The 22,158-nt window shown below is 59.6% G+C and carries 21 protein-coding genes, 1 tRNA gene and 1 pseudogene; 13 read left to right on the top strand and 10 right to left on the bottom strand.

Annotation, left to right across the window (positions count from 1 at the left end; translation table 11 throughout):
* Window positions 1–259 precede the first annotated feature (259 nt).
* The 3 genes from HX783_RS14060 to HX783_RS14050 are packed head-to-tail and all read left to right on the top strand — an operon-like array spanning window position 260 to window position 3,677.
* Window positions 260–1,555: a murein hydrolase activator EnvC gene (locus HX783_RS14060; RefSeq protein WP_177017261.1), complete on the top strand. Its 1,296-nt coding sequence runs from the start codon at window positions 260–262 to the stop codon at window positions 1,553–1,555.
* Between the two features lie 30 nt (window positions 1,556–1,585).
* A complete protein-coding gene (locus HX783_RS14055; protein WP_159953728.1) occupies window positions 1,586–2,902 on the top strand; it encodes a S41 family peptidase in 1,317 nt (438 codons plus the stop codon).
* Window position 2,903: 1 nt separating this feature from the next.
* A complete protein-coding gene (locus tag HX783_RS14050) occupies window positions 2,904–3,677 on the top strand; it encodes a divergent polysaccharide deacetylase family protein (RefSeq protein WP_177017260.1) in 774 nt (257 codons plus the stop codon).
* A gap of 161 nt (window positions 3,678–3,838) precedes the next feature.
* Here the strand turns inward: HX783_RS14050 and HX783_RS14045 are convergent, their stop codons facing one another.
* The 7 genes from HX783_RS14045 to HX783_RS14015 form a co-directional block, all read right to left on the bottom strand.
* Window positions 3,839–4,594, bottom strand: coding sequence for an ABC transporter substrate-binding protein (locus HX783_RS14045; RefSeq protein WP_177017259.1), 756 nt, complete (start codon window positions 4,592–4,594; stop codon window positions 3,839–3,841).
* Between the two features lie 66 nt (window positions 4,595–4,660).
* Window positions 4,661–5,431, bottom strand: a complete 771-nt coding sequence (gene hisF / locus HX783_RS14040) for an imidazole glycerol phosphate synthase subunit HisF (RefSeq protein ID WP_003171107.1) — start codon at window positions 5,429–5,431, stop codon at window positions 4,661–4,663.
* Between the two features lie 9 nt (window positions 5,432–5,440).
* Complete coding sequence (gene hisA, locus HX783_RS14035; protein WP_003187784.1) at window positions 5,441–6,178, bottom strand: 1-(5-phosphoribosyl)-5-[(5-phosphoribosylamino)methylideneamino]imidazole-4-carboxamide isomerase; 738 nt, start codon at window positions 6,176–6,178, stop codon at window positions 5,441–5,443.
* Between the two features lie 39 nt (window positions 6,179–6,217).
* Complete coding sequence (locus tag HX783_RS14030) at window positions 6,218–6,475, bottom strand: DUF2164 domain-containing protein (RefSeq protein ID WP_159953725.1); 258 nt, start codon at window positions 6,473–6,475, stop codon at window positions 6,218–6,220.
* Window positions 6,476–7,114, bottom strand: a complete 639-nt coding sequence (hisH, locus tag HX783_RS14025; RefSeq protein ID WP_159953724.1) for an imidazole glycerol phosphate synthase subunit HisH — start codon at window positions 7,112–7,114, stop codon at window positions 6,476–6,478. It lies immediately after the preceding gene.
* Window positions 7,114–7,707 (bottom strand): imidazoleglycerol-phosphate dehydratase HisB, encoded by a 594-nt coding sequence (hisB, locus tag HX783_RS14020; RefSeq protein WP_100940330.1) that lies wholly within the window; start codon window positions 7,705–7,707, stop codon window positions 7,114–7,116. The genes hisH and hisB overlap by 1 nt, the downstream gene beginning before the upstream one ends.
* A 256-nt stretch (window positions 7,708–7,963) precedes the next feature.
* Complete coding sequence (locus HX783_RS14015; RefSeq protein WP_177017258.1) at window positions 7,964–9,625, bottom strand: OFA family MFS transporter; 1,662 nt, start codon at window positions 9,623–9,625, stop codon at window positions 7,964–7,966.
* A 326-nt stretch (window positions 9,626–9,951) separates the two neighbouring features.
* Between HX783_RS14015 and HX783_RS14010 the strand changes: the two genes are divergently transcribed.
* The 7 genes from HX783_RS14010 to HX783_RS13980 all read left to right on the top strand — a co-directional run bounded on the left by HX783_RS14010 (window position 9,952) and on the right by HX783_RS13980 (window position 15,194).
* Complete coding sequence (locus HX783_RS14010; protein WP_177017257.1) at window positions 9,952–12,162, top strand: AsmA family protein; 2,211 nt, start codon at window positions 9,952–9,954, stop codon at window positions 12,160–12,162.
* Window positions 12,159–13,226 carry an A/G-specific adenine glycosylase gene (mutY, locus tag HX783_RS14005; RefSeq protein ID WP_177017256.1) on the top strand — a complete coding sequence of 356 codons (1,068 nt, stop codon included), beginning with the start codon at window positions 12,159–12,161 and terminating at the stop codon, window positions 13,224–13,226. The genes HX783_RS14010 and mutY overlap by 4 nt, the downstream gene beginning before the upstream one ends.
* Window positions 13,223–13,495 (top strand): oxidative damage protection protein, encoded by a 273-nt coding sequence (locus tag HX783_RS14000; protein ID WP_177017255.1) that lies wholly within the window; start codon window positions 13,223–13,225, stop codon window positions 13,493–13,495. Before mutY ends, HX783_RS14000 begins: the two co-directional genes overlap by 4 nt.
* Window positions 13,496–13,598: 103 nt before the next feature.
* A tRNA-Phe gene (locus HX783_RS13995) sits at window positions 13,599–13,674 on the top strand.
* A 304-nt stretch (window positions 13,675–13,978) separates the two neighbouring features.
* On the top strand, window positions 13,979–14,449 hold the full coding sequence (locus HX783_RS13990; RefSeq protein WP_177017254.1) for a hypothetical protein: 471 nt from the start codon (window positions 13,979–13,981) through the stop codon (window positions 14,447–14,449).
* Window positions 14,450–14,502: 53 nt separating this feature from the next.
* On the top strand, window positions 14,503–14,802 hold the full coding sequence (locus HX783_RS13985) for a hypothetical protein (protein WP_177017253.1): 300 nt from the start codon (window positions 14,503–14,505) through the stop codon (window positions 14,800–14,802).
* 71 nt (window positions 14,803–14,873) lie between these two features.
* Window positions 14,874–15,194 (top strand): hypothetical protein, encoded by a 321-nt coding sequence (locus tag HX783_RS13980; protein WP_177017252.1) that lies wholly within the window; start codon window positions 14,874–14,876, stop codon window positions 15,192–15,194.
* A gap of 66 nt (window positions 15,195–15,260) precedes the next feature.
* On the opposite strand, the gene HX783_RS13975 is transcribed toward HX783_RS13980, so the two are convergent.
* A complete protein-coding gene (locus HX783_RS13975; protein WP_177017251.1) occupies window positions 15,261–16,868 on the bottom strand; it encodes a glycosyltransferase family 39 protein in 1,608 nt (535 codons plus the stop codon).
* 88 nt (window positions 16,869–16,956) lie between these two features.
* Window positions 16,957–17,922: an arsenic resistance protein gene (locus tag HX783_RS13970; RefSeq protein WP_177017250.1), complete on the bottom strand. Its 966-nt coding sequence runs from the start codon at window positions 17,920–17,922 to the stop codon at window positions 16,957–16,959.
* A 199-nt stretch (window positions 17,923–18,121) separates the two neighbouring features.
* Here HX783_RS13970 and HX783_RS13965 point away from each other — a divergent pair, with 199 nt between their 5' ends.
* The 3 genes and pseudogenes from HX783_RS13965 to HX783_RS13955 all read left to right on the top strand — a co-directional run bounded on the left by HX783_RS13965 (window position 18,122) and on the right by HX783_RS13955 (window position 20,416).
* Window positions 18,122–19,069, top strand: coding sequence for an alpha/beta fold hydrolase (locus HX783_RS13965; RefSeq protein WP_177017249.1), 948 nt, complete (start codon window positions 18,122–18,124; stop codon window positions 19,067–19,069).
* Between the two features lie 111 nt (window positions 19,070–19,180).
* Window positions 19,181–19,998 (top strand): annotated as a pseudogene (locus tag HX783_RS13960) (PDDEXK nuclease domain-containing protein).
* A 4-nt stretch (window positions 19,999–20,002) separates the two neighbouring features.
* Window positions 20,003–20,416 carry a hypothetical protein gene (locus tag HX783_RS13955; protein WP_177017248.1) on the top strand — a complete coding sequence of 138 codons (414 nt, stop codon included), beginning with the start codon at window positions 20,003–20,005 and terminating at the stop codon, window positions 20,414–20,416.
* Window positions 20,417–20,551: 135 nt separating this feature from the next.
* Here the strand turns inward: HX783_RS13955 and gabP are convergent, their stop codons facing one another.
* Window positions 20,552–21,943, bottom strand: coding sequence for a GABA permease (gabP, locus tag HX783_RS13950; RefSeq protein WP_177017247.1), 1,392 nt, complete (start codon window positions 21,941–21,943; stop codon window positions 20,552–20,554).
* Between the last annotated feature and the right edge of the window lie 215 nt (window positions 21,944–22,158).

Below are 22,158 nucleotides of genomic sequence, written 5' to 3'. Positions count from 1 at the left end.
CCCCGGCATCACCACAAAACCAGTGTGGGAGCGGGCTTGCTCGCGAATGCGGTAGTTCAGTCAATATATTCAGTGACTGACACACCGTATTCGCGAGCAAGCCCGCTCCCACATTGGTTTTGCACCATTTGGAAGATATCTTTTTGCCATACCACCGCCACTCGGCACCTATCTTGCCTCCCAGCCTGAATTGGGCGTTTTTTTTGCCGCGCTTGGCGGGCATACTAGGCCGTCCCTTTCCCTGGTGTCGCCCGCCTCTATGCTTCGCGCCTTGATTACCCTCGCTCTAGTCTGCTTGCTCCAACCGGCGTTTGCCGATGAGCGCGCACAAACCCAACAACAGTTGGACGCTACGCGTCAGGACATTACCGAGCTGAAAAAACTGCTCGGTAAACTCCAGGAAGAGAAATCCGGGGTGCAGAAAGACCTGCGCGGCACGGAAACCGAGATGGGCAAGCTCGAGAAGCAGGTCCAGGAGCTACAAAAAGAATTAAAGAAGAGCGAGTCGGAACTGGAGCGACTCGACGCTGAGAAAAAAAAACTCCAGAGCGCCCGCGTTGAACAGCAACGCCTGATCGCCATCCAGGCCCGCGCCGCGTACCAGAGCGGCCGCCAGGAATACCTCAAGCTGCTGCTCAACCAGCAGAACCCGGAAAAATTCGCGCGCACACTCACCTATTACGACTACCTGAGCAAGGCACGCCTGGCGCAATTGAAGGGGTTCAACGAAACCCTGCGCCAACTGGCCAATGTCGAACAGGAAATTGCCGACCAACAGTCGCAACTGACCGACCAGAAAACCGCCCTCGATAACCAGCGCGACCAGCTCGAAAAGGTGCGCAAAGAGCGCCAGCAAGCCCTGGCCAAGCTCAATGATGATGTAAAAGCCCGCGACGCCAAGCTGCAAGCGCGTGAGCAGGACCAGGCCGACTTGGCCAAAGTCCTTAAAACCATCGAAGAAACCCTGGCCCGCCAGGCACGTGAGGCCGAAGAAGCGCGGCAAAAAGCGCTGATCGCCCAGCAGGAAGCGGAAAAAAAGCGTCAGCGTGAGGCCGAACTGGCCGCTACGACGGACGCACCGGCACCGCGTAAACCGGCGCATGCAGCCCCTGGCCCGCTGGTTTCCAGCGCCGGCGAGAACTTCGGCGGCCCTTTTGCTTCAGCTCGCGGCAAACTTCCATGGCCTGTTGATGGTCGACTACTGGCACGCTTCGGTGAAACCCGTGGCGATGACACCCGCGCCAAGTGGGACGGGGTGATGATCAGCGCCGCTGCCGGCAGCCAGGTCCACGCCGTCCACGGTGGGCGCGTAGTGTTTGCCGATTGGCTGCGCGGTGCCGGTTTGTTGGTGATTCTTGACCACGGTAATGGCTATTTGAGCCTTTACGGCCACAATCAGACTTTACTCAAGTCGGCAGGTGATGTTGTAAAAGCCGGTGAATCCATCTCCACTGTCGGTAACAGTGGTGGCCAGGACACTCCGGCGCTGTACTTCGCTATTCGTCAGCAGGGCCGCCCAAGCGACCCTGCACAATGGTGCCGTTCCCAAGGATAGGGCCGCATCTACATTAGGAGTTCGTTCGACATGCTGCATTTGTCCCGCCTCACTTCGCTGGCCCTGACGATCGCCCTGGTGATCGGCGCGCCTCTGGCTTTTGCCGACCAGGCTGCTCCAGCTGCGCCCGCCGCCACGGCAGCGACCACCAAGGCGCCGCTGCCGCTGGACGAGCTGCGTACCTTTGCCGAGGTCATGGACCGGATCAAAGCCGCGTATGTCGAACCCGTAGACGACAAGACCCTGCTGGAAAATGCCATCAAGGGCATGCTCAGCAACCTCGACCCGCACTCCGCCTACCTCGGCCCGGAAGATTTCGCCGAGCTGCAGGAAAGCACCAGCGGTGAGTTCGGTGGCCTGGGCATCGAAGTCGGCTCTGAAGACGGCCAGATCAAAGTGGTCTCGCCCATCGACGATACGCCTGCTTCCAAGGCCGGTATCCAGGCCGGCGACTTGATCGTGAAGATCAACGGCCAGCCGACCCGTGGCCAGACCATGACCGAAGCCGTCGACAAGATGCGCGGCAAGCTCGGCCAGAAAATCACCCTGACCCTGGTGCGCGACGGCGGCAACCCGTTTGACGTGACCCTGGCCCGCGCGACCATCACGGTCAAGAGCGTGAAGAGCCAGCTGCTGGAGTCGGGCTACGGTTACATCCGTATCACCCAGTTCCAGGTCAAGACCGGCGACGAAGTGGCCAAGGCCCTGGCCAAGCTGCGCAAAGACAACGGCAAGAAACTCAATGGCATCGTGCTCGACCTGCGTAACAACCCAGGCGGCGTGCTGCAGGCGGCGGTGGAAGTGGTCGACCACTTCATCACCAAAGGCCTGATCGTCTACACCAAGGGCCGTATCGCCAACTCAGAGTTGCGCTTCTCGGCCACCGGCAATGACTTGAGCGAAGGCGTGCCACTGGCAGTGCTGATCAACGGCGGCAGCGCCTCGGCGTCGGAAATCGTCGCCGGTGCCCTGCAAGACCAGAAACGCGGCGTACTGATGGGCACCACCAGCTTCGGCAAAGGCTCGGTACAAACCGTGTTGCCGCTGAACAACGAGCGCGCATTGAAGATCACCACGGCGCTGTACTACACGCCGAACGGTCGTTCGATCCAGGCCCAGGGCATCGTGCCGGACATCGAAGTACGCAAGGCCAAGATCACCAACGAGATCGACAGCGAGTACTACAAAGAGGCCGACCTGCAAGGTCACCTGGGCAATGGCAACGGCGGTGCCGACCAGCCAACCGGCAGCGGCGCCAAAGCCAAGCCGATGCCGCAGGACGATGATTACCAACTGGCCCAGGCGTTGAGCCTGCTTAAAGGCCTGAGCATCACGCGCAGCCGTTGATATGCGTTTTGCCCTGATCATCGCTGTGCTGTGCAGCCTGGCCGGGGTCGCCCACGCGACCCCGGCCAGCGAATCGCATAAAGCCTATCTGACCCTCATCATCGACGACCTGGGGCAAAACCTGCCCCGGGATCGCCGCGTACTGGCCCTGCCTGGGCCGGTAACCACCGCGATCATGCCGGACACGCCCCACGCCGCCGAATTCGCCCGCGAAGCGCACAAGGCCGGCAAAATCGTGATCCTGCACATGCCCATGGACCCGGCCACCGGGCCGTTCGCCTGGCACCCGGACCTGCCGATCGAAGAACTCGGCAAGCGCCTGGATGCTGCCTTCAAGGCCGTGCCCTACACCGCCGGCATCAACAACCACATGGGCAGCCGCATGACCGCCCAACGGGACGCCATGGCCTGGTTGATGGGCGAGCTGCAACGGCGCAACAAGTTCTTCGTCGACAGCCGCACCAGCGCGCAGACCGTGGCCGCTGCCGAAGCGCAGAAGATAGGCCTGGCGCATGTGTCGCGGGATGTATTCCTCGATGACGAGCGCACCGAAGCGGCGATTTCTACGCAACTGCAAACCGCGATCAAGCTGGCCCACAAGCAAGGCTCGGTGGTGATGATCGGCCATCCCTATCTGCAAACCCTGGCGGTGCTGGAGCGCGAGCTGCCCAAGCTCAAGGCGCAGGGCATTGACTGGATTGATATCAAGTTGATGATCAGCGTGCGCGGTAATCAGGCCATGGCCGGACACGGCAAGAACGGTCAGTACCGTTAAAAGTGGGAGCGGGCTTGCTCGCGAAAGCGGTGGATCAGTCAGCCTATTCAATGACTGACACACCGCCTTCGCGAGCAAGCCCGCTCCCACATTTTGACCGCGTTTCGCCGTGCGCTACGGGGCTGCATCTGGAATGCGGCTCCCACAGTGATTTCTGCCAGTTACAGATACTTGGCCATGATCTCGTCGACGCCGCCGTCTTTGCGCAACTGGTCCAGCGCGGCCTGCAGCTTGGCCACCAGATCATCCGGCACATCTTTGTTCAACGCGAGATAGAGCTGGGCGCTGTTGAAGCGCAGCACGGTCTTGAGCCCCGTTACGCCCACCTGACGCGCCAGGTAACGCCCGGCGGGATCACCCGTCGCCCATAGGTCGATCTGGCCATCCATGAGCTTTTGCGCGTTGTCCTGATCGCGTAACACCACCAGCGGATTGAGGCCCTGCTTCTCCAGGGTTTCGGCAATGGCGTCGCCCTTGTAGGCGCCAATCTTGTAGCGACGGGCGTGCTCAAGGTCCGCCAGTTCGATCTTGCTGTCAGCCTTGGCCAGCATCACCCAGTCGTCGGGGCCGATGGGACCTACCCATTTGAACAGGGCTTCGCGATCCGGCAGGCGCGCCATCACGAATACGCCGTAACCGGGCTTTTCCAGGGCGAGTTTATAGATTCGCTCCCAAGGAAAACGCAGGGTCAGGTTGTAGGAAATACCGGCACGCTTGAACGTCTCGCGCACGATGTCGACGGCGATGCCTTCGATGTTCTCGTCCTTGGCGAAGTTCTTGCCGTTTTTCGCCATGTTGTAGGGCGGGAAGTTTTCCGTCAGCAACACCAGGGAGGCGTCGGACGGCTCTTCGGCACGGGCCGAGCCTGCCAAAAGCATGGAAGTACTGGCGAGGGCGAGCAGCAGGTGTTTGAACATGAAGGTTACCGGAATCCATGGCAAGCGCAGAGAGTGCCGCGCGCCTGCCATGGTGTCCAGCAGCGTTTAGCGAACGACGATACCGCGCGCCGCCATGTAGGCCTTGGCCTCGGGAACGGTGTATTCGCCAAAGTGGAAAATACTCGCCGCCAGCACTGCGCTGGCATGGCCTTCGATCACGCCGTCGGCCAGGTGCTGCAGGTTGCCGACACCGCCGGAGGCGATCACTGGAATACCCAGCGCATCACTGATGGCGCGGGTTACGCCCAGGTCGAAGCCGTTTTTCATGCCGTCCTGGTCCATGCTGGTCAGCAGGATTTCACCGGCGCCCAGGCCTTCCATCTTCATCGCCCACTCCACCGCGTCCAGGCCGGTCGGCTTGCGACCGCCGTGGGTGAAGATCTCCCAGCGCGGGGTTTCGCCCGGGCCGGAGACTTTCTTGGCGTCGATGGCGACCACGATGCACTGCGAACCGAAGTGCTGCGCGGCTTCACCGACAAACTCCGGGTTGAACACGGCGGCGGTGTTGATCGAAACCTTGTCCGCACCGGCGTTGAGCAGGTTGCGGATGTCTTGCACCGTGCGCACGCCACCGCCCACGGTCAGCGGGATAAACACCTGGCTGGCCATGCGCTCGACGGTATGCAGCGTGGTGTCGCGGCCGTCGACGCTGGCGGTGATGTCGAGAAAGGTAATCTCGTCGGCACCTTGCTCATCGTAGCGACGGGCGATTTCCACCGGGTCGCCGGCGTCACGGATGTTCTCGAACTTGACGCCCTTGACCACGCGACCGTTGTCGACGTCCAGGCAAGGGATGATGCGTTTGGCAAGCGCCATGGTCAGTCCTCAGCCGTTGTAGGCGTCGCAGTAAGCCTGGGCTTCGGCGACGTCCAGGGTGCCTTCGTAGATCGCGCGGCCGGTGATGGCGCCGATGATGCCGGGCGCCTTGGCGTCCAGCAGCGATTTAATGTCGCCCAGGTTGTGAATGCCACCGGAGGCGATCACCGGAATCTTCGTGGCAGCCGCCAGAGCAGCGGTGAACGGTACGTTGCAGCCCTGCATCATGCCGTCTTTGGCGATGTCGGTATAAACGATGGCGGATACGCCGTCGGCTTCGAACTGCTTGGCCAGGTCGATCACTTGCACAGTGCTGATTTCAGCCCAGCCGTCGGTGGCGACGAAACCGTCTTTGGCATCCAGGCCGACAATCACCTTGCCCGGGAATGCACGGCAGGCTTCAGCGACGAACGCCGGATCTTTCACGGCCTTGGTGCCGATGATCACGTAGCTGACGCCGGCCTTGACGTAGTGCTCGATGGTTTCCAGGGAGCGGATACCGCCGCCGATCTGGATCGGCAGGTTCGGGTAGCGCTTGGCGATGGCGGTAACCACTTCGCCATTCACCGGCTGGCCTTCGAAGGCGCCGTTCAAGTCCACCAGATGCAGACGACGGCAGCCACCTTCTACCCATTTGGCAGCCATGCTCACCGGGTCATCGGAGAACACGGTGGAGTCTTCCATGCGGCCTTGGCGCAGGCGTACACAAGCGCCGTCCTTGAGATCGATAGCGGGGATAATCAGCATCTGGCAAACCTTATTCGATATTCAGCAATGCTTGGGAAATCAGGGTTTCTCAAGCGACCACAGGTCGCTTTCGATGCTTTCGAACCTTTCTTTAAGGAGCGTCTGCGTGTCGAAAATCGCCCTGTTGTAATAGTGCGGCGCCACTTCGGTGGTGAACAGCTCAAGAATCTCGGCGACCTCGAACGAGCCCAGCTTGAGCTCGAAGCGGTCCTCCATGAAGCGCTTGATCTTGAGGGTAGCCTCACTCTCCTGCTCGGGCGTGAGGTTCAAGATCGGCAACTTCGGTTTCTTGGCCATTTACCAGCGACCATCCCACGCGGCGAAGTTCTGCAGCAATTGCAGGCCATGGGTATGGCTCTTCTCCGGGTGAAACTGCACGGCAAACCGCGAGCCTTCGGCCAGCGCTGCGGCAAAGTCGACGCCATAGTGCCCGCCACCGACCACCTGGCGCGGGTTACCCGCGGCGATGTAGTAGCTGTGCACGAAGTAGAAGCGCGCCATGTCCGGGATTTCATGCCACAGCGGGTGGTCGACGGTGCGGCGCACTTCGTTCCAGCCCATGTGCGGGACTTTCAGGTGTTCGCCGTCTTCGTGCAGGTCTTTGCCGAAGAACTTCACCTGGCCCGGGAACAGGCCGATGCAGTCCACGCCGTCGTTCTCTTCGCTGCGATCGAGCAAGGCTTGCATGCCCACGCAAATGCCGAGAAACGGACGGTCCTGGCTGACTTCACGCACCAGGCTGTCAAAGCCCAGGCGGCGGATCTCGGCCATGCAATCGCGAATCGCGCCGACGCCGGGAAATACCACCCGGTCGGCTTCGCGAATCACATTGGCATCGCTGGTGATCAGCACCTTGCCGGCGCCTACGTGCTCGAGGGCCTTGGCCACCGAGTGCAGGTTACCCATGCCGTAATCGATAACCGCGACCGTCTGCATTACAGAACGCCCTTGGTCGAGGGCATTTGCCCGGCCATGCGGTCATCCAGCTCCACGGCCATGCGCAGGGCGCGGCCGAAAGCCTTGAACACGGTTTCGATCTGGTGGTGGGTGTTGGTGCCGCGCAGGTTGTCGATGTGCAGGCTGACAAGTGCGTGGTTGACGAAACCCTGGAAAAACTCCTGGAACAGGTCGACATCGAAGCCGCCCACGGTGGCGCGGGTGTAGGGCACGTGCATCTGCAGGCCTGGGCGGCCGGAGAAGTCGATGACTACGCGCGACAGCGCTTCGTCCAGCGGGACATAGGCGTGGCCGTAGCGACGGATGCCTTTTTTGTCGCCGATGGCCTTGGCAAATGCCTGGCCGAGGGTGATGCCTACGTCTTCCACCGTGTGGTGGTCGTCGATATGCAGGTCGCCCTTGCACTCGATATCCAGGTCGATCAGCCCATGACGGGCGATCTGGTCCAGCATGTGCTCAAGAAAAGGGACACCGATATCAAATCGGGCCTTTCCGGTGCCATCCAGGTTGATCGAGGCTTTGATCTGGGTTTCCAGAGTGTCGCGCTCGACGGACGCCTTACGTTCGGCCATCACCAGCTCCGCAAAATCATTGGGCGAAAAAGGCAGCCATTATAGGGGCGCGGGCGCCAAACAGAAACATCGAAGGGGATAAGACTGATGGAGTGTCGGGGATAGACATGTCAGTACAAGCGCAGGGCCAGCTTTATGTGGGAGCGGGCTTGCTCGCGAAGGCGGTGTGTCAGCCAATACATGGGCTGACTGATCCACCGCATTCGCGAGCAAGCCCGCTCCCACACAAGCCCGCTCCCACAAGGGTTACGCGGTGTTAGTGGAACAATACCGCCGTCTTCTGCAGGGTCACCCACACACCCCACGCCAACGGAATACCCACTACCAGCCAGGCAGCGATCGCCATTGGCACGCTGCCGGACGAGGCTTTCCACTCCAGAGAAGTCGTGGCGTCAGCCCCTTTGTCGTGGCCCAGCGCCTGTTCGGCAGCCAGTTGCGCATCGGTCATGAAGTACTTGTCGGCCACCGGGCGAACCAGCAGGTTGCAGATGAAGCCCAGCACCAGCAGGCCTGCGAGGATGTACAAGGTGATGTCGTAAGCCGCAGCGCGCGGAACGCCGATGCTCAACTGATACTCACGCAGGTAGTTCACCAACACCGGACCAAGCACGCCCGCCGCCGCCCAAGCGGTCAACAGGCGACCGTGAATCGCGCCGACCATTTGCGTACCGAACAGGTCCGCCAGGTAGGCCGGGACCGTCGCAAAACCACCGCCGTACATCGACAGGATGATGCAGAACGCGGCCACAAACAGCGCGACGTTGCCCAGATGTCCCAGGTTCGGAATCAGCGAGTACAGGGCAAAGCCCAGGGCGAAGAACACGAAGTAGGTATTTTTACGGCCCAGGTAATCGGAGAACGACGCCCAGAAGAACCGGCCACCAATGTTGAACAGGCTGAGCAAACCGGTGAACCCGGCCGCGATTGCAGCAATAGACGCCAGTTGACCGGCATCCAGTTGGCCAAACGTCAGGCCATTACCCAGCAACTTGCCACCGAACACTTCCTGCAGCAGCGGCGACGCCATGCCGAGGATGCCGATACCGGCCGATACGTTCAGGCACAGCACCAGCCACACCAGGCGGAATTGCGGGGTTTTCCAGGCCACGTTCACGTGCACGTGACGATGGGTGATCATCGCGTTGTTGGCTTTTTTCGCCGGGGCGGTCCAGCCCTCAGGCTTCCAGCCGGTCGGCGGAACGCGGTAGGACAATGCGCCACCAATCATGAACACGAAATAGATCACGGCCATGACCACGAAGCTCTGCCATACGCCCACGCTTGTCGGCGAAGCGAAGTGGCCCATCAGCGCTGCTGCCAACGGTGCACCCACCATTGCGCCGCCGCCGAAGCCCATGATCGCCATGCCGGTGGCCATGCCGCGCTTGTCCGGGAACCACTTGATCAGGGTCGACACGGGCGAGATGTAGCCCAGGCCCAGGCCGATACCGCCAATCACTCCAGAGCCGATCCACATCAGCCAGATCTGGTGGGTGTAAACGCCCAACGCCGAGATCAACAGGCCGCCGCACCAGCACAAGGCCGATACAACGCCGGCTTTACGTGGCCCGGCATGTTCCAGCCAGCCGCCCCAGATCGCTGCCGAGCAGCCCAGGAAGATGAAAAACAGGGTGTAGATCCAGCCCAGCATGGAGATGGGCCAGTCGCACTGGGACGAGAAGACTTGCGCGATAAAGCTCATGTCCGGTGCACAGGCAACCGGTGCGGTGATACCCAGCGCCTTGGACAGTGGCAGCCAAAACACCGAGAAGCCGTAGGCCATGCCGATGCAGAGGTGGATGGCCAGGGCGGCCGGTGGAACCAGCCAGCGGTTGAACCCCGGCTTGGCGATAATGCGCTCCTTGGACAGGAACGCAGGCTGTGCGGCAGTATTGCCAGCCGCAGTGCTTGTGCTCATTGGTGTTTCCCCCAGTTATTAGTATGTGTCCGTCAGGCGCTCTCTCCCTCGGCCTTGCACGCAGAGCGTTGGCCGTTGTTGTTGAGTAAAGCTCCTTTTGAGCGCGACGCTGTGTCGCAGACGACAGACGAACCCGCGCAGATTAGCACCAGTGGATGACAGAAAAACCAAACTGATATCACCTTTTTCACGCAATCTGATTTGTTCGTCGGCAAAATCCGATTTTGCCGACGCTGGATACAATGTAACGATGCGTGAACTGACGCAGGCCGTCGGGCGTTATACTCTGCGGCTAAATTTTGAAATCGACATACAAGGACTCGCCCATGAAAGCGTTCGGCAAAATCCTGGGTCTGGTACTTCTCGGGCTGTTGCTGATCATTGTGGCCCTGGGCTTTGCCCTGACCCACCTCTTCGATCCCAACGATTACAAAGACGAGATTCGCCAGATTGCCCGCGACAAGGCCCACATCGAGCTGACGCTCAATGGCGATATCGGTTGGAGCCTGTTCCCCTGGCTGGGCCTGGAATTGCACGAAGCCAGCGTCGCGACCATGACCAACCCTACCCAACCGTTTGCCGACCTGCAGATGCTTGGCCTGTCGGTGCGCGTGCTGCCGCTGTTGCGCCGCGAAGTGCAGATGAGCGACGTGCGTGTCGAAGGCCTGAACCTGCGCCTTAACCGTGACAAGCAAGGCCACGGCAACTGGGAAGACATCGGCAAGAATGTGACCGAGACCACCGCCGGCGCCCCCGCTGCGGCGCAGCAGCCCGCCGAGCCGGAACCCGAGAAGCCGCCAAAGCCGATCCGCCTGGACATCGACAGCCTGACCATCAACAACGCCCGCGTTGAATACAACGACGAGCAAACCGGTAAGCAGTACAGCGCCGAAAGCATTCAACTGAGCGCCGGCGCCGTGCATGAAGGCGCGAGCATTCCGCTCAAACTCACCGCGTTCCTGGGCAGCAACCAGCCGCTGATGCGGGTCAAGACCGAGCTTAATGGCAACCTGCGCATTCAGCGCGCCCTCAAGCGCTACCAGTTCGAAGACATGAAGCTCAGCGGCGAAGCCACCGGCGAGCCGCTGCAAGGCAAGACCGTGACCTTCTCCACCCAAGGTCAATTGCTGGTGGACCAGGCGGCCAACATTGCCGAGTGGACCAACCTCAAGCTCTCCGCCAACCAGCTGCGCGCCCTGGGCGAACTGAAGGTCAACGACCTGGACAAAACCCCGCAGCTCAGTGGCGCCCTGTCCATTGCCCAGTTTGACCTGGCCAAGTTCCTCGACAGCGTCGGCCACCCGCTGCCGCCGATGGCAGCAGGCAGCCTGAGCAAAGTCGAACTGGTCAGCCGCCTCAAGGGCACGCCTACCAGCGTGGCGCTGGAAGACCTGAACTTGAAACTCGACAGCAGCACCTTCACCGGTCGCATTGCTGTCGAAGATTTCGCCAAGCAAGCCCTGCGCGTGCAGCTCAAAGGCGACACCTTCAACGCCGACGACTATCTGCCGGCCAAGTCCGACACGGCCAAAGGTGCCGCTGCCGCACGCCAGGCCGAAGTGCAGAACAGCGAAGCGGGCGCGATGGCCGCCGGTGGCACCACACCACTGCCGGATGCACCGACCAAAGGCGCGTGGAGCACCGACAAACTGCTGCCATTGACGCGCCTGCGCACCTTGGACGTGAATGCCGACCTGGCCTTCGGCCAACTGACCCTGAGCAAACTGCCGATCCAGAATGCCGCACTTAAAGCGTCCGGCATCGACGGCCAACTCAAGCTCGACACCCTGAGCGGCGGCCTCTACAACGGCACCTTCCAGGCCAACGGCACGCTCGATGTGCGCCAGGACATCCCGGTGCTGGCGCTGCAAACCCATATCAAGCAAGTGCCGGTTGAGCGCATCCTGCAAGCCCAGGGGCAAAACCCGCCGGTGAAAGGCCAGGTCACCCTGGACAGCAACCTCAACGGCCGTGGCAACAGCCAGAAGGCATTGATCGACAGCCTCAACGGCACCGCCAGCTTCGTGATCAATAACGGCGTGCTGCTCAATGCCAACCTCGAACAGCAACTGTGCACCGGCATCGCCCTGCTCAACCGCAAGACCTTGAGCAGCACGCCACAGGGCAAGGACACGCCATTCCAGGAACTGCGCGGCAACTTGACCTTCCGTAACGGCGTGGCCAGCAACCCCGACCTGAAAGTGCGCATCCCCGGCCTGACGGTCAACGGCAACGGTGACGTCGACCTGCGCGTGCTGGGCATGGACTACCGCGTCGGCATCATCGTCGAAGGCGACAAGCGCAACGTGCCGGACCCGGCTTGCCAGGTCGGCTCCAACTTCCAGGGCATCGAAGTGCCGTTGCGCTGCCGTGGCCCGCTGGAACTGGGCGCCAAGGCCTGCCGCCTGGACAAGGATGGCTTGACCCAAGTCGCCATCAAGGCGGCCGGCAACAAGCTCAGCGATAAACTTGAAGAGAAGCTCGACAAGGTCAACCCACAGTTGAAAGACGCTCTGAAGGGCCTGTTCAAGCGATGAGAAACGAGCAGTTTTCGCAGGCGGTACTGGACTGGTACGACCGCCACGGTCGCCATGACCTGCCCTGGCAACAGGGCATCACGCCTTACCGGGTGTGGGTGTCGGAGATCATGCTGCAACAGACCCAGGTCAGCACGGTATTGAATTACTTCGACCGCTTCATGGCTTCTTTGCCGACGGTCGAAGCCCTGGCCGCTGCGCCGGAAGATGAAGTGCTGCACCTGTGGACCGGCCTGGGTTACTACACCCGCGCACGCAACCTGCAGAAGACCGCCAAAATCGTCGTCGCCGAATACGGCGGCGAGTTTCCCAAGGACGTCGAAAAACTGACTGAATTGCCCGGCATTGGTTTGTCCACCGCCGGCGCAATCGCCAGCCTTAGCATGGGCCTGCGTGCGCCGATTCTCGATGGCAACGTCAAGCGCGTGTTGGCGCGCTTTACCGCGCAAGAGGGTTACCCAGGCGAGCCCAAGGTCGCCAAGCAGCTTTGGGCGACCGCAGAACGCTTCACGCCACACGATCGCGTCAACGCCTACACCCAGGCGATGATGGACATGGGCGCCACGCTCTGCACCCGCAGCAAACCCAGCTGCCTGTTGTGCCCGTTGGAAAAGAGCTGCGAAGCCCACATGCTCGGCCTGGAGACGCGCTATCCGATCCCCAAGCCGCGCAAGACCATCCCGCAAAAGCGCACGCTGATGCCGATGCTGGCGAATGCCGAGGGCGCGATTCTGCTTTACCGTCGCCCTTCCACGGGCCTGTGGGGCGGTTTGTGGAGCTTGCCGGAGCTCGATGACCTGCAAGACCTGGAACACCTGGCTAACCAGCACGCGCTCGAACTGGGCAAACCACATGAACTGCCGGGGCTTGTCCACACCTTCAGCCATTTCCAGCTGGCCATCGAACCCTGGCTGGTCCAGGTCGAGGAATCCGCCCATCACGTGGCCGAGGCCGACTGGCTCTGGTATAACCTCGCCACCCCGCCGCGCCTGGGCCTTGCCGCCCCGGTGAAAAAACTGCTGAAGCGCGCGGCTGAAGTATTGAACGCAGGAGTTCCGTCATGACCCGCACCGTAATGTGCCGCAAGTACAAAGAAGAATTGCCAGGCCTGGATCGCCCTCCGTACCCAGGTGCCAAGGGCCAGGACATTTTCGAACACATATCCGCCCAAGCCTGGGGTGATTGGCTGAAACACCAGACCCTGCTGATCAACGAAAAACGCCTGAACATGATGAACGCCGAAGATCGTAAATACCTGGCGGGCGAGATGGACAAGTTCTTTTCCGGCGAGGAATACGCCAAGGCCGACGGCTACGTGCCGCCTGCTCAATAATTGATCAAAAATCGGGGTCGGCACGTAAGCGACGGTAATAATTAAATATTTTTTGAAAACTTGCTTGACGACCCCCTGAAAAACCCGTTTAATGCGCCCCGTTGCCCAGATAGCTCAGTCGGTAGAGCAGGGGATTGAAAATCCCCGTGTCGGCGGTTCGATTCCGTCTCTGGGCACCACTAATTAGTTTCAGGTGGTGCGAACGTCATCTGAAACAAACAAAAAACCCGCCTAGTGCGGGTTTTTTGTTGCCTTCGATTTGCTGCCCCTTCCGCGCATGCACCCTGTCGAAAAATAGTAGCATTATGCTATGATTTGACTGATTGCCATGGCAGGCGAGCAACATCATGCGGATGCATCCTTATCCCTCCCGTATCTCGTCGGCCTTTGGTATTCAAAAACCAAAACAGGCCAGGTGACCCAGTCACCCAACCCTAGCCCCCCTCGCTGCACCCACTCGATATCTATCGACATGGAAAAGTTATGTCCAACATCAATGAATTGAAAGACAAAATCGACACAAAGACCGCCAACATGGTGTTGCTGTGCATAGCAACAGCGGGGCTCTACGTGCTGTTGTGGCTGGCCCGAAACAACAAAATCATCAGCGAAACCACAAAGGTCCGACTGGTTGACGACACCTACATCATTTGGCTTGCGGTATGCCTTGGCTTGGGCGGGCTCCTTTCCAACAGTGGCTTGGCATCCATGGACTTGTTGTCCGGGATTCTTATGATCGCCTCCAGCGCCCTTTATATCGTCTGGGCATTCAAGGCCAAAAAAGCCCTGTCGGAATACGCTCTAAGCGAGCACAAGATCGACCTGAGAATGAACGGCTTCTACACCTTCTTCCTGCACGCCTTTTACATCAACTACTGCATCAATGACCTGCCGGAAGAGCAGCGTAAGCAAAACATTCTGCGCGGTCAGACCCAGCAACCCCAGCAGGTGTGAAATCAAGTTGGGCGCAGGGCTGCACCCGGGACCCCTCCTTCAAGGACGCTTGCATGATCCGCACTACAGGAAGACTCAAGACCGCAATGGTGTTCGCCGCGTACCTGTTTTGCGCTGGCACCGCCAATGCGGCAAATGAAGAACTTGCCCAGGAAGTACGGGAAAGCATGCAGGAGCAGTGGGATAACGACACCTCGCCCGGCGAAAACAAGATCAAAGACCTGACGCTGATAAAGCGAGGGGAAAACAAATACCGTGGGATCGTTGAAGTGGAAGGCCCGGATGGCCCTGAAACACTGATCGTGAAGGTCATGGTCGACGACGACAACCTGATCTGGGAAGTCGTGGACTAGCGACGCACCGCAACACCCAGCACTACGCCAGCCCGACGTACTGCCTCCCCCTTGGGCACATGGAGAAGTAAATGGCATACACATCGATCATTTTCAAAAACCCGCATACCGGCGCAATGAAAGAGGCTCCGGTTGGGTTTTCCTGGACAACGTTCTTTTTCGGCTGCTTCCCGGCACTGTTTCGCGGCGACCTGAAGTACGGCCTGATCCAGTTCGTCATCGCCATGTTCACAATGGGCGTGAGCAACATTGTGTTTGCCTTCATCTACAACAAGCTCTACATCAAGGACCTTATCGGCCAAGGCTTCAAAGGCCAGTCCATTGCCAGCGGCGACATGAACTTTGCCTCGGCAAAAATCGGCATGCAGATACCTATGCTTGAAGCTGCCTGATTCGCCCTCTGCACCGCCCAATAAAAGCCTGCCTTGTGCAGGCTTTTTGATGCGTGGAAGAAATGCTCACTTGAGCAGAAACACCATCAGCGGATTGTCATTCAGCCGACCTTCGAAGTTTGCTGCCTGCTGTTCCATTGACGTCCCTTTCAACAACACAGCCTCTTTGCGCGGCACAATTACCCAAGATGGCCGGGGCAACGTCGCCAGCTTTTCAAGCTCATTGCCCGCGACAAACAGCGGCTGCTCATCGTGGTTAAGGTTCATCATGTAGCGTATTGCCCAGGTGTCGCGACCGAGGTCGACAAACACCAACGGGCCCGGCTGCGACGCTCGGAGCGCTTCGACCTGGCTGACAAACCGGCGTGTGTCGAATTGCAGGTCTTTGGCCGGATCTATCACCACCACCAGCAGCAGCCACTGCGCCGCCAAGGCGATTGCGCTGAGCCACACCAACCGCAATGGGCGCCGCCAGGCAATCAACGCTGCCGCTTGCAGAACCAGCAGCGCGCCAATCAACAACGGCAACGAAACCTCAGGCCAATATCCGTGCTTCTGCCAGGCATGCCGACACACAAACAGCACAACCACGCACAACGCCGGCAGCGCTGCGACAAGCCATTCATAACAGCGGCGCACGCCAACCAGCCAGTTTTGCGCCTGGAGCAGCCCATAGGCCGCGACAGCGGCAAACATCGGCACCATCGGCAGAATGTAATAGGCGCGTTTGAAGTGCGGCACCGACAACCCGAGCAAGATCATCAAGCCACAGGCACCCAGCCGCACGACCAGTTGCACTTCGTCACTGACCCACCGCTCAGACCAGCGGTGGCGCAACGCAATCAAGGCCGCCAACGCCAGCGGCACCACAGGGAAGTAACGGTACAAGCTGAGCTTGAAGTAGAAGTAGAACGGCTCGCCACTCTCATCAAGCCGACCACTGACCTGCATCCTGAACACATCATCGGCAAAGGCATCGCCGCCGCTGAACCGCGCCAGCTTCATCAACATCCACCAGCACGCCACCAGCAACACCAACCCCACGAAACCGTGAATCAGCACCTGCTTGACCCGCTCCCCGGGCCGGCCCATTGCCCAATACACGCACACCACGCCACAGACTTCGATCAACCCCAGCGGCCCGCGAATTGCGAATGCCAGGACAAACAGCGGGAACACGGCCAACTGCCTCACCCGCGAACCCAGGCGCTCGCCACTGTGCAGCAGGTAGAAACTGCCCACGCATAACAGCGCGATCATCAGGTCCAGGCACACCGAACGCGACTTATCGAGCAATTGAGTAGTGAGCAGCGTGAGCAGCACCGTCAGCAATGCCCAAGGCCTGCTGAACGGCGCCAGCAGGCGATAGACCAGGGCGGTCATGCCCGCCGAGGCCAGCGCCGTCGGCAGCACGTTCGCCAGGTGGTTCGGCGCGCCAAACAACTTGGCAATGACAAAACTGAAGAAGGTCGCAGTGCCGGGATAATCAGGGTACGGCTGCCCATACGTGGTAGGAAAAAGGCTCGCGCCATGGCGAAACATTTCCTGCATGAACAGCGCCCAACGTCCGTCAAACCCTTGGGGTTGCTCGTCCCAGATGCCCCAGGTGAACAGCAGCAAAGCGATCAGGAAAATGCCCAGGGACTCCAGGCGAAAACGGCTGCGGTGATCCATCGAATGTCCTTTCAGGTAGGCTGCGCCGACTCCATGGTGCCGACTCAACCCCTGAATAGCGCCTGAACAAACCCGAACATTTATGGATTTATCGACCAGCGCGCCACACCAGTGCCGGAATCAGCCGGATGTAGACTAGCTCGCCGATCAGCTCAAGCAGGGTTTGCACAATCACCGCCGTGGCCGCCAGCCCGCGCACGTCGTCGGGCAATGCCAGCGCCAAGGGCAGCACCACCAATGAGTTGCGGGTCGACGCACTGAACGTCACCGCCCGCGCCGTCGAGGCAGGCAACGCGAACAACCGTGCCGCCAACGCCCCCATCAACGGGGCCAGCAACAGGAATGCCACATACACCGGAATCACCGGCAGCAACACACCGATATCGCGCACCACCGAGGTGATCTGCGAGCCAATCACCACAAACAGCACCAGTGCCATCGCCGGCACCGGCAGCCAGGCCCAGGCGTTATTCCACGCCCCCATCAGCCTTGAGCGCCGCGCCAGGGCGGTGGTCAGCACCGCCAGCATCATCGGCAGCACAATCAACCACACGAACGCCTCAACAAACGGCCCCACCGCCACCACCACTTCGGATTGCGCGCCCAGCATAAAACCCAGGTACACCGGCAACAGCACCAGTTGCAGCAACAACAGCACCGGCGTCGCCGCCAGCATCAGCCGCGAATCACCCTTGCCGATATGGGTGAACACCACCACGTAGTCGATGCACGGCGTCAGCAATACGAGCAGCGCACCGACCAGCAGCGCCGGGCGCTCCACCAGGCCACGGGTGAGCGCCCACACCAGCAACGGCACCAGAATGAAATTGGCCAGCAACAATGCCGCGATGAAGCGCTTGTTGCTCAGGCCTTGGCGCAGGTCCAGAAACGGGATTTGCAGGAACATCGCGTACATCAGCACTGCGATGGCGGGCGTGACCAAAATGCCGAGGCCGTGGGCGGACGTGGGTGCAAACACGCCGAATGCAGCCGCGAGCAGGACGGCGACGAAGTAGATGGGGATCTGGTTGTGTTCGAGGGTGTCGCGGGTCATGAAGACGCTCTAGCGGTTTGCGAAGGCGTAAGCCTAGGCCTGCCAGTCTAATCGGTGCATGGTTGGCTGTCGTTCCTCTCGGATATATGGCTTTATCAGTGGCCCCGAACATTAGTGACCCTGCCGGAGAGAGCACAAGTACTGGCAAACTGAACAACTGTTACTAAAAAAAATAAAAACCGACACAGGCATAGAAACAATGAATGTGAATGAAGCCTCTCCGCAAAGGCCTGCCATCACCTCCAAACCAAGCCCCAGCGAACCCTTCAAGGAGCCCGCTGCCGACGGCTATCTGATTGGCGGTTTTACCTGGCGACACCTGCGCACCGACTTCGAGCGCCCAGTCGTAATAATCAACGCCGCCACTTCCGTGCGCTGCCGCCACTACTCACGCTTCGCCGACTACCTGTTTGCCAACGGCTTCGACGTCATCACCTTCGACTACCGAGGCATCGGCGAATCGCGCAGTGGCTCGTTACGCGGCTTTAAAGCGTCGTGGTCGGATTGGGGTGTGCTGGATTTCGAGGCGATGTTGCAGCGTGCGCAACGGGAGTTTCCGGGGCAGCCGATAGATGTGGTCGGTCACAGTTTCGGCGGTTGTGCAGCAGGGCTGGGGGCATCAGGCGCGGTGATTCGGCGAATTGTCACCGTCGGCGCGCAGTTTGCGTATTGGCGCGACTATGAAGCGAGCGAACGCTGGCAGATGTTCGGTAAATGGCATGTGGTGATGCCGTTGGTAACGGCGCTGTGTGGTTACTTCCCCGGTAAGCGCCTGGGCTGGCTGGAAGACACGCCAGCCGGAGTGGTACGCGACTGGGGCACACCGACGCTCAGGTATGAAACGCGCCCCAGCGGGCGCGCCCTGGTTGAGCTGCCGTTTGCCCGCGTGGAGGCACAATTGCTGGCCATCAGCATCACCGACGATCCGTTCGGCACGGTGGCGGCTATTGAGCGGTTATTGGGCTATTTCGAAGGCAGCGCGTGTACTCACTTACGTATCGCACCCGAAGAAATCGGCGAAAAAGCCGTCGGGCATTTCGCATTTTTCCGCAGTGAATATCAGGATCGGTTGTGGCCGATTGCGCTTAACTGGTTGGAAAAAGGTCAACTAGCCAACGATACGCCAGGTCGGCAGATAGCAGGTTAAAAAAACCAGTCAAAACCACCCCGTTTCCTACGCAATTACTGCCGCTCATCAAAGTGTTCCAGTCGCCATAACCTGAGATTCTTCTTCGCCCAATTGCTTACGAAGAACCTCATGAAGATACCGTCAGTACCTCGCGGCGATGATCCGCAGCTGAGTCCTTTGCTCACCGACCTCGTCAAACTCATCCATGCCGCGCGCCAACAAGCTCTACGTAGCGTGGATACGATCCAGGTGCTGACCTGCTGGCAAATCGGTCGTCACATTGTCGAGTTCGAACAACAGGGGAACGTACGCGCAAAATATGGCAAAAAACTTTTACCAACCTTGGCAAACGAGCTGACAGGCCGCTACGGAAAGGGGTTTGACGCAACAAATCTTCGACACATGCGAGGCTTTTTTCTCGCATTTCCAAAATACGACGCAGTGCGTCGCGAATTGAGCTGATTAAACAACTGCAAAACTTTCTGCTTGAGTTAGGTAAAGGATTTGCCTTCGTCGCGCGTCAGCAAAGAATCAGCACCGAAAGCAGGGACTACTACCTTGACTTAGTGTTCTACAACTACCTACTCAAATGCTTTGTAGTTTTCGATATAAAACGCGGAGAGCTCACTCATCAGGACATTGGCCAAATGGATATGTACGTACGCATGTACGATGACTTGAAACGCAGCCCGGAAGACGGGCCTACGGTGGGGATCATCCTGTGCTCACATAAAGACGCATCTGTAGTCCGATATTCAGTGCTAGAGGGCCACGAGCAGCTATTTGCCAGCAAGTACAAACTGGTACTGCCTAGCGAAGAGGAGCTACGCGCAGAATTAGAGTCTCTGACAGAGCGTGCTCTCAGAGCTGAGCCACCACAGAATCCCTTGGGATTTCCCCCAACCTGCGCTTCAATACCCCACCCAGATCCTGAACAAAGGACGTGAGCCCATGGCCTCGCCGAACAAGCAGCAAAAACGTGCCCACCGGGCAAAGGCCAAGGCCAAGCAGAACCGTACCCAACGCAGCGTTGCAACCAAGCCGGATGCGTTTGCCGGTGATGACAGCCGCATTGACCTTGAGTCCGTGGATTTGACTGAGCTGTTTGTGGAGATGCGCGCAGCGGGCGAGGTTAGCCAACAGGCGCTGTGCGCGGTGTTCCTGGCGCACCCGTTGCTGGCACTGGTGCTGGAGCAGGAAGGCGAAGAAGAGGCTACCGACTTTATCCTCGCGGCACTGATCGAGTATCGGCAGTGGGCGACGGACACCGATGATGAAGCGGCGGCGTTGGCGTGGATTGAGTCGCCGGCGTTTCAAGCCGATTACGTAGCGGCGTCCCAAGCACTCGCCAGCTCGCAAGACTGACGCAAAACCCAATGTGGGAGCGGGCTTGCTCGCGAAAGCAGCGTGTCAGTCACCAGATATGCTGGCTGATCCACCGCATTCGCGAGCAAGCCCGCTCCCACATTTGAATGGCGGTGTATCAAACACCGCACACCATCAGTTGAGTACCACGGCGCCTAGCTTCTGGGCCTTGCGACGGCTCGCCACAAACAACCCCGCCAGTACCACCAGCAAGCTCAGGATCCCGGTCGCGATGATCTCGACCCGGTGCGCTTCCTGGAACAGCATGATGGTCAGCGTGCCGACGATGAACACCATCACCGCATAGGTCAGGCCAGGGAACAGCCACATTTTGAAGACGATTTTCTCGCCCGCCGCCGTACGCTTCTGGCGCATGCGCAGTTGCGACACAGCGATCACCAGATACACCAGCAATGCGATAGCACCGGAGCTCGCCAGCAGGAATTCGAACACTGCCGCCGGGGCGACATAGTTGGCGAACACTGCCAGGAAGGCCGCGCCAGTGGACAGCAGCACCGCCCAGTAAGGCGTGCCGCTCTTGTTGGTGCGCTTGGCCACAGCCGGTGCGTCACCGCGACGGCCAAGGGAGAACAGCATGCGCGAAGCGGTGTACAGCGCCGAATTGAGGCAGCTGGTTACGGCAACCAACACCACCAGGTCAACAATCAGCTTGGCATTCGGGATGCCCATGCGTTCAAGCACAGTCTGGTAGGAACCTACCGCGGCCAGCGTCGGATCGTTCCATGGCACCAGGGACACCACGATGAAGATCGACAGCAGGTAGAACAAACCAATCCGCCAGATTACCGAGTTGGTGGCCTTGGTGATTTGCTGGCCCGGGTTCTTCGACTCAGCGGCAGCGATGGTGACGATTTCAGTGCCCATGAACGAGAACATGGTGGTCAGGATGGCTGCCAATACTGCGCCCATACCATTGGGCATAAAGCCTTGGGTGTCGAACAAGTGTGAAACGCCGCTGACCTGGCTGGTCGGCAGGAAGCCGAAAATCGCCGCCAGGCCGAGGATCACGAAGCCCACAATCGCCACGACTTTGATCAGCGCAAACCAGAACTCGAATTCACCGTAGTTCTTCACGCTGAACAGGTTGGTCGCGGTCAGCAGCAAGGTGATGATCAGGGTAAATGCCCAGATGGCCACGTCGGGGAACCACGCGTGCAGGATGGTCGCAGCGGCGTTGGCTTCCAACGGAATCACCAGCACCCAGAACCACCAGTACAGCCAGCCGATAGTGAAACCGGCCCAGTGACCGATCGCGCGGTCGGCGTAGGTGGAGAACGAACCGGTGTCGGGCGACGCTACCGCCATCTCGGCGAGCATGCGCATTACCAATACCACCAGCGTACCCGCAGCGGCGTAGGCCAGCAGTACGGCAGGGCCGGCGGCGGCAATCGCGTGGCCGGAGCCAACAAACAAACCAGCGCCGATGACGCCGGCAATCGACAGCATGGTGACGTGACGCGGTTTGAGCCCCTGTTCGAGGTCATTGGAGCTTTGCGTACTACTCATTGACACACCTTTACGAGGAATTGCGAAAACGGTCCGCCCGGCCTGCGATCTTTCTCGTGAAAAGAAACCAACGGGGCGTTCTTTATTTTTTACGCAAGATTTGCGCCAAAATGTTACAGAGCCGCGATTGACGCGGGCTGTAGGACAATTGATCAGCCCTCGCAACTCATTGAGAACAATGGCATTCCGCTATAGCGTTACCGTGCGACTCACTT

The organism is Pseudomonas sp. D2002, assembly GCF_013385735.1.
GTDB lineage: Bacteria > Pseudomonadota > Gammaproteobacteria > Pseudomonadales > Pseudomonadaceae > Aquipseudomonas.
The sequence above is the reverse complement of the archived record's forward strand: the minus strand, read 5'-3'. Positions and strand labels throughout refer to the sequence as shown.

What these genes read in the sequence shown, in the direction of transcription:
- HX783_RS14060 (WP_177017261.1), top strand. Translation starts at nt 260, where the DNA reads ATGCTTCGCGCCTTGATTACCCTCGCTCTAGTCTGCTTGCTCCAACCG.
- HX783_RS14055 (WP_159953728.1), top strand. Translation starts at nt 1,586, where the DNA reads ATGCTGCATTTGTCCCGCCTCACTTCGCTGGCCCTGACGATCGCCCTG.
- HX783_RS14050 (WP_177017260.1), top strand. Translation starts at nt 2,904, where the DNA reads ATGCGTTTTGCCCTGATCATCGCTGTGCTGTGCAGCCTGGCCGGGGTC.
- HX783_RS14045 (WP_177017259.1), bottom strand. Translation starts at nt 4,594, where the DNA reads ATGTTCAAACACCTGCTGCTCGCCCTCGCCAGTACTTCCATGCTTTTG.
- hisF (WP_003171107.1), bottom strand. Translation starts at nt 5,431, where the DNA reads ATGGCGCTTGCCAAACGCATCATCCCTTGCCTGGACGTCGACAACGGT.
- hisA (WP_003187784.1), bottom strand. Translation starts at nt 6,178, where the DNA reads ATGCTGATTATCCCCGCTATCGATCTCAAGGACGGCGCTTGTGTACGC.
- HX783_RS14030 (WP_159953725.1), bottom strand. Translation starts at nt 6,475, where the DNA reads ATGGCCAAGAAACCGAAGTTGCCGATCTTGAACCTCACGCCCGAGCAG.
- hisH (WP_159953724.1), bottom strand. Translation starts at nt 7,114, where the DNA reads ATGCAGACGGTCGCGGTTATCGATTACGGCATGGGTAACCTGCACTCG.
- hisB (WP_100940330.1), bottom strand. Translation starts at nt 7,707, where the DNA reads ATGGCCGAACGTAAGGCGTCCGTCGAGCGCGACACTCTGGAAACCCAG.
- HX783_RS14015 (WP_177017258.1), bottom strand. Translation starts at nt 9,625, where the DNA reads ATGAGCACAAGCACTGCGGCTGGCAATACTGCCGCACAGCCTGCGTTC.
- HX783_RS14010 (WP_177017257.1), top strand. Translation starts at nt 9,952, where the DNA reads ATGAAAGCGTTCGGCAAAATCCTGGGTCTGGTACTTCTCGGGCTGTTG.
- mutY (WP_177017256.1), top strand. Translation starts at nt 12,159, where the DNA reads ATGAGAAACGAGCAGTTTTCGCAGGCGGTACTGGACTGGTACGACCGC.
- HX783_RS14000 (WP_177017255.1), top strand. Translation starts at nt 13,223, where the DNA reads ATGACCCGCACCGTAATGTGCCGCAAGTACAAAGAAGAATTGCCAGGC.
- HX783_RS13990 (WP_177017254.1), top strand. Translation starts at nt 13,979, where the DNA reads ATGTCCAACATCAATGAATTGAAAGACAAAATCGACACAAAGACCGCC.
- HX783_RS13985 (WP_177017253.1), top strand. Translation starts at nt 14,503, where the DNA reads ATGATCCGCACTACAGGAAGACTCAAGACCGCAATGGTGTTCGCCGCG.
- HX783_RS13980 (WP_177017252.1), top strand. Translation starts at nt 14,874, where the DNA reads ATGGCATACACATCGATCATTTTCAAAAACCCGCATACCGGCGCAATG.
- HX783_RS13975 (WP_177017251.1), bottom strand. Translation starts at nt 16,868, where the DNA reads ATGGATCACCGCAGCCGTTTTCGCCTGGAGTCCCTGGGCATTTTCCTG.
- HX783_RS13970 (WP_177017250.1), bottom strand. Translation starts at nt 17,922, where the DNA reads ATGACCCGCGACACCCTCGAACACAACCAGATCCCCATCTACTTCGTC.
- HX783_RS13965 (WP_177017249.1), top strand. Translation starts at nt 18,122, where the DNA reads ATGAATGTGAATGAAGCCTCTCCGCAAAGGCCTGCCATCACCTCCAAA.
- HX783_RS13955 (WP_177017248.1), top strand. Translation starts at nt 20,003, where the DNA reads ATGGCCTCGCCGAACAAGCAGCAAAAACGTGCCCACCGGGCAAAGGCC.
- gabP (WP_177017247.1), bottom strand. Translation starts at nt 21,943, where the DNA reads ATGAGTAGTACGCAAAGCTCCAATGACCTCGAACAGGGGCTCAAACCG.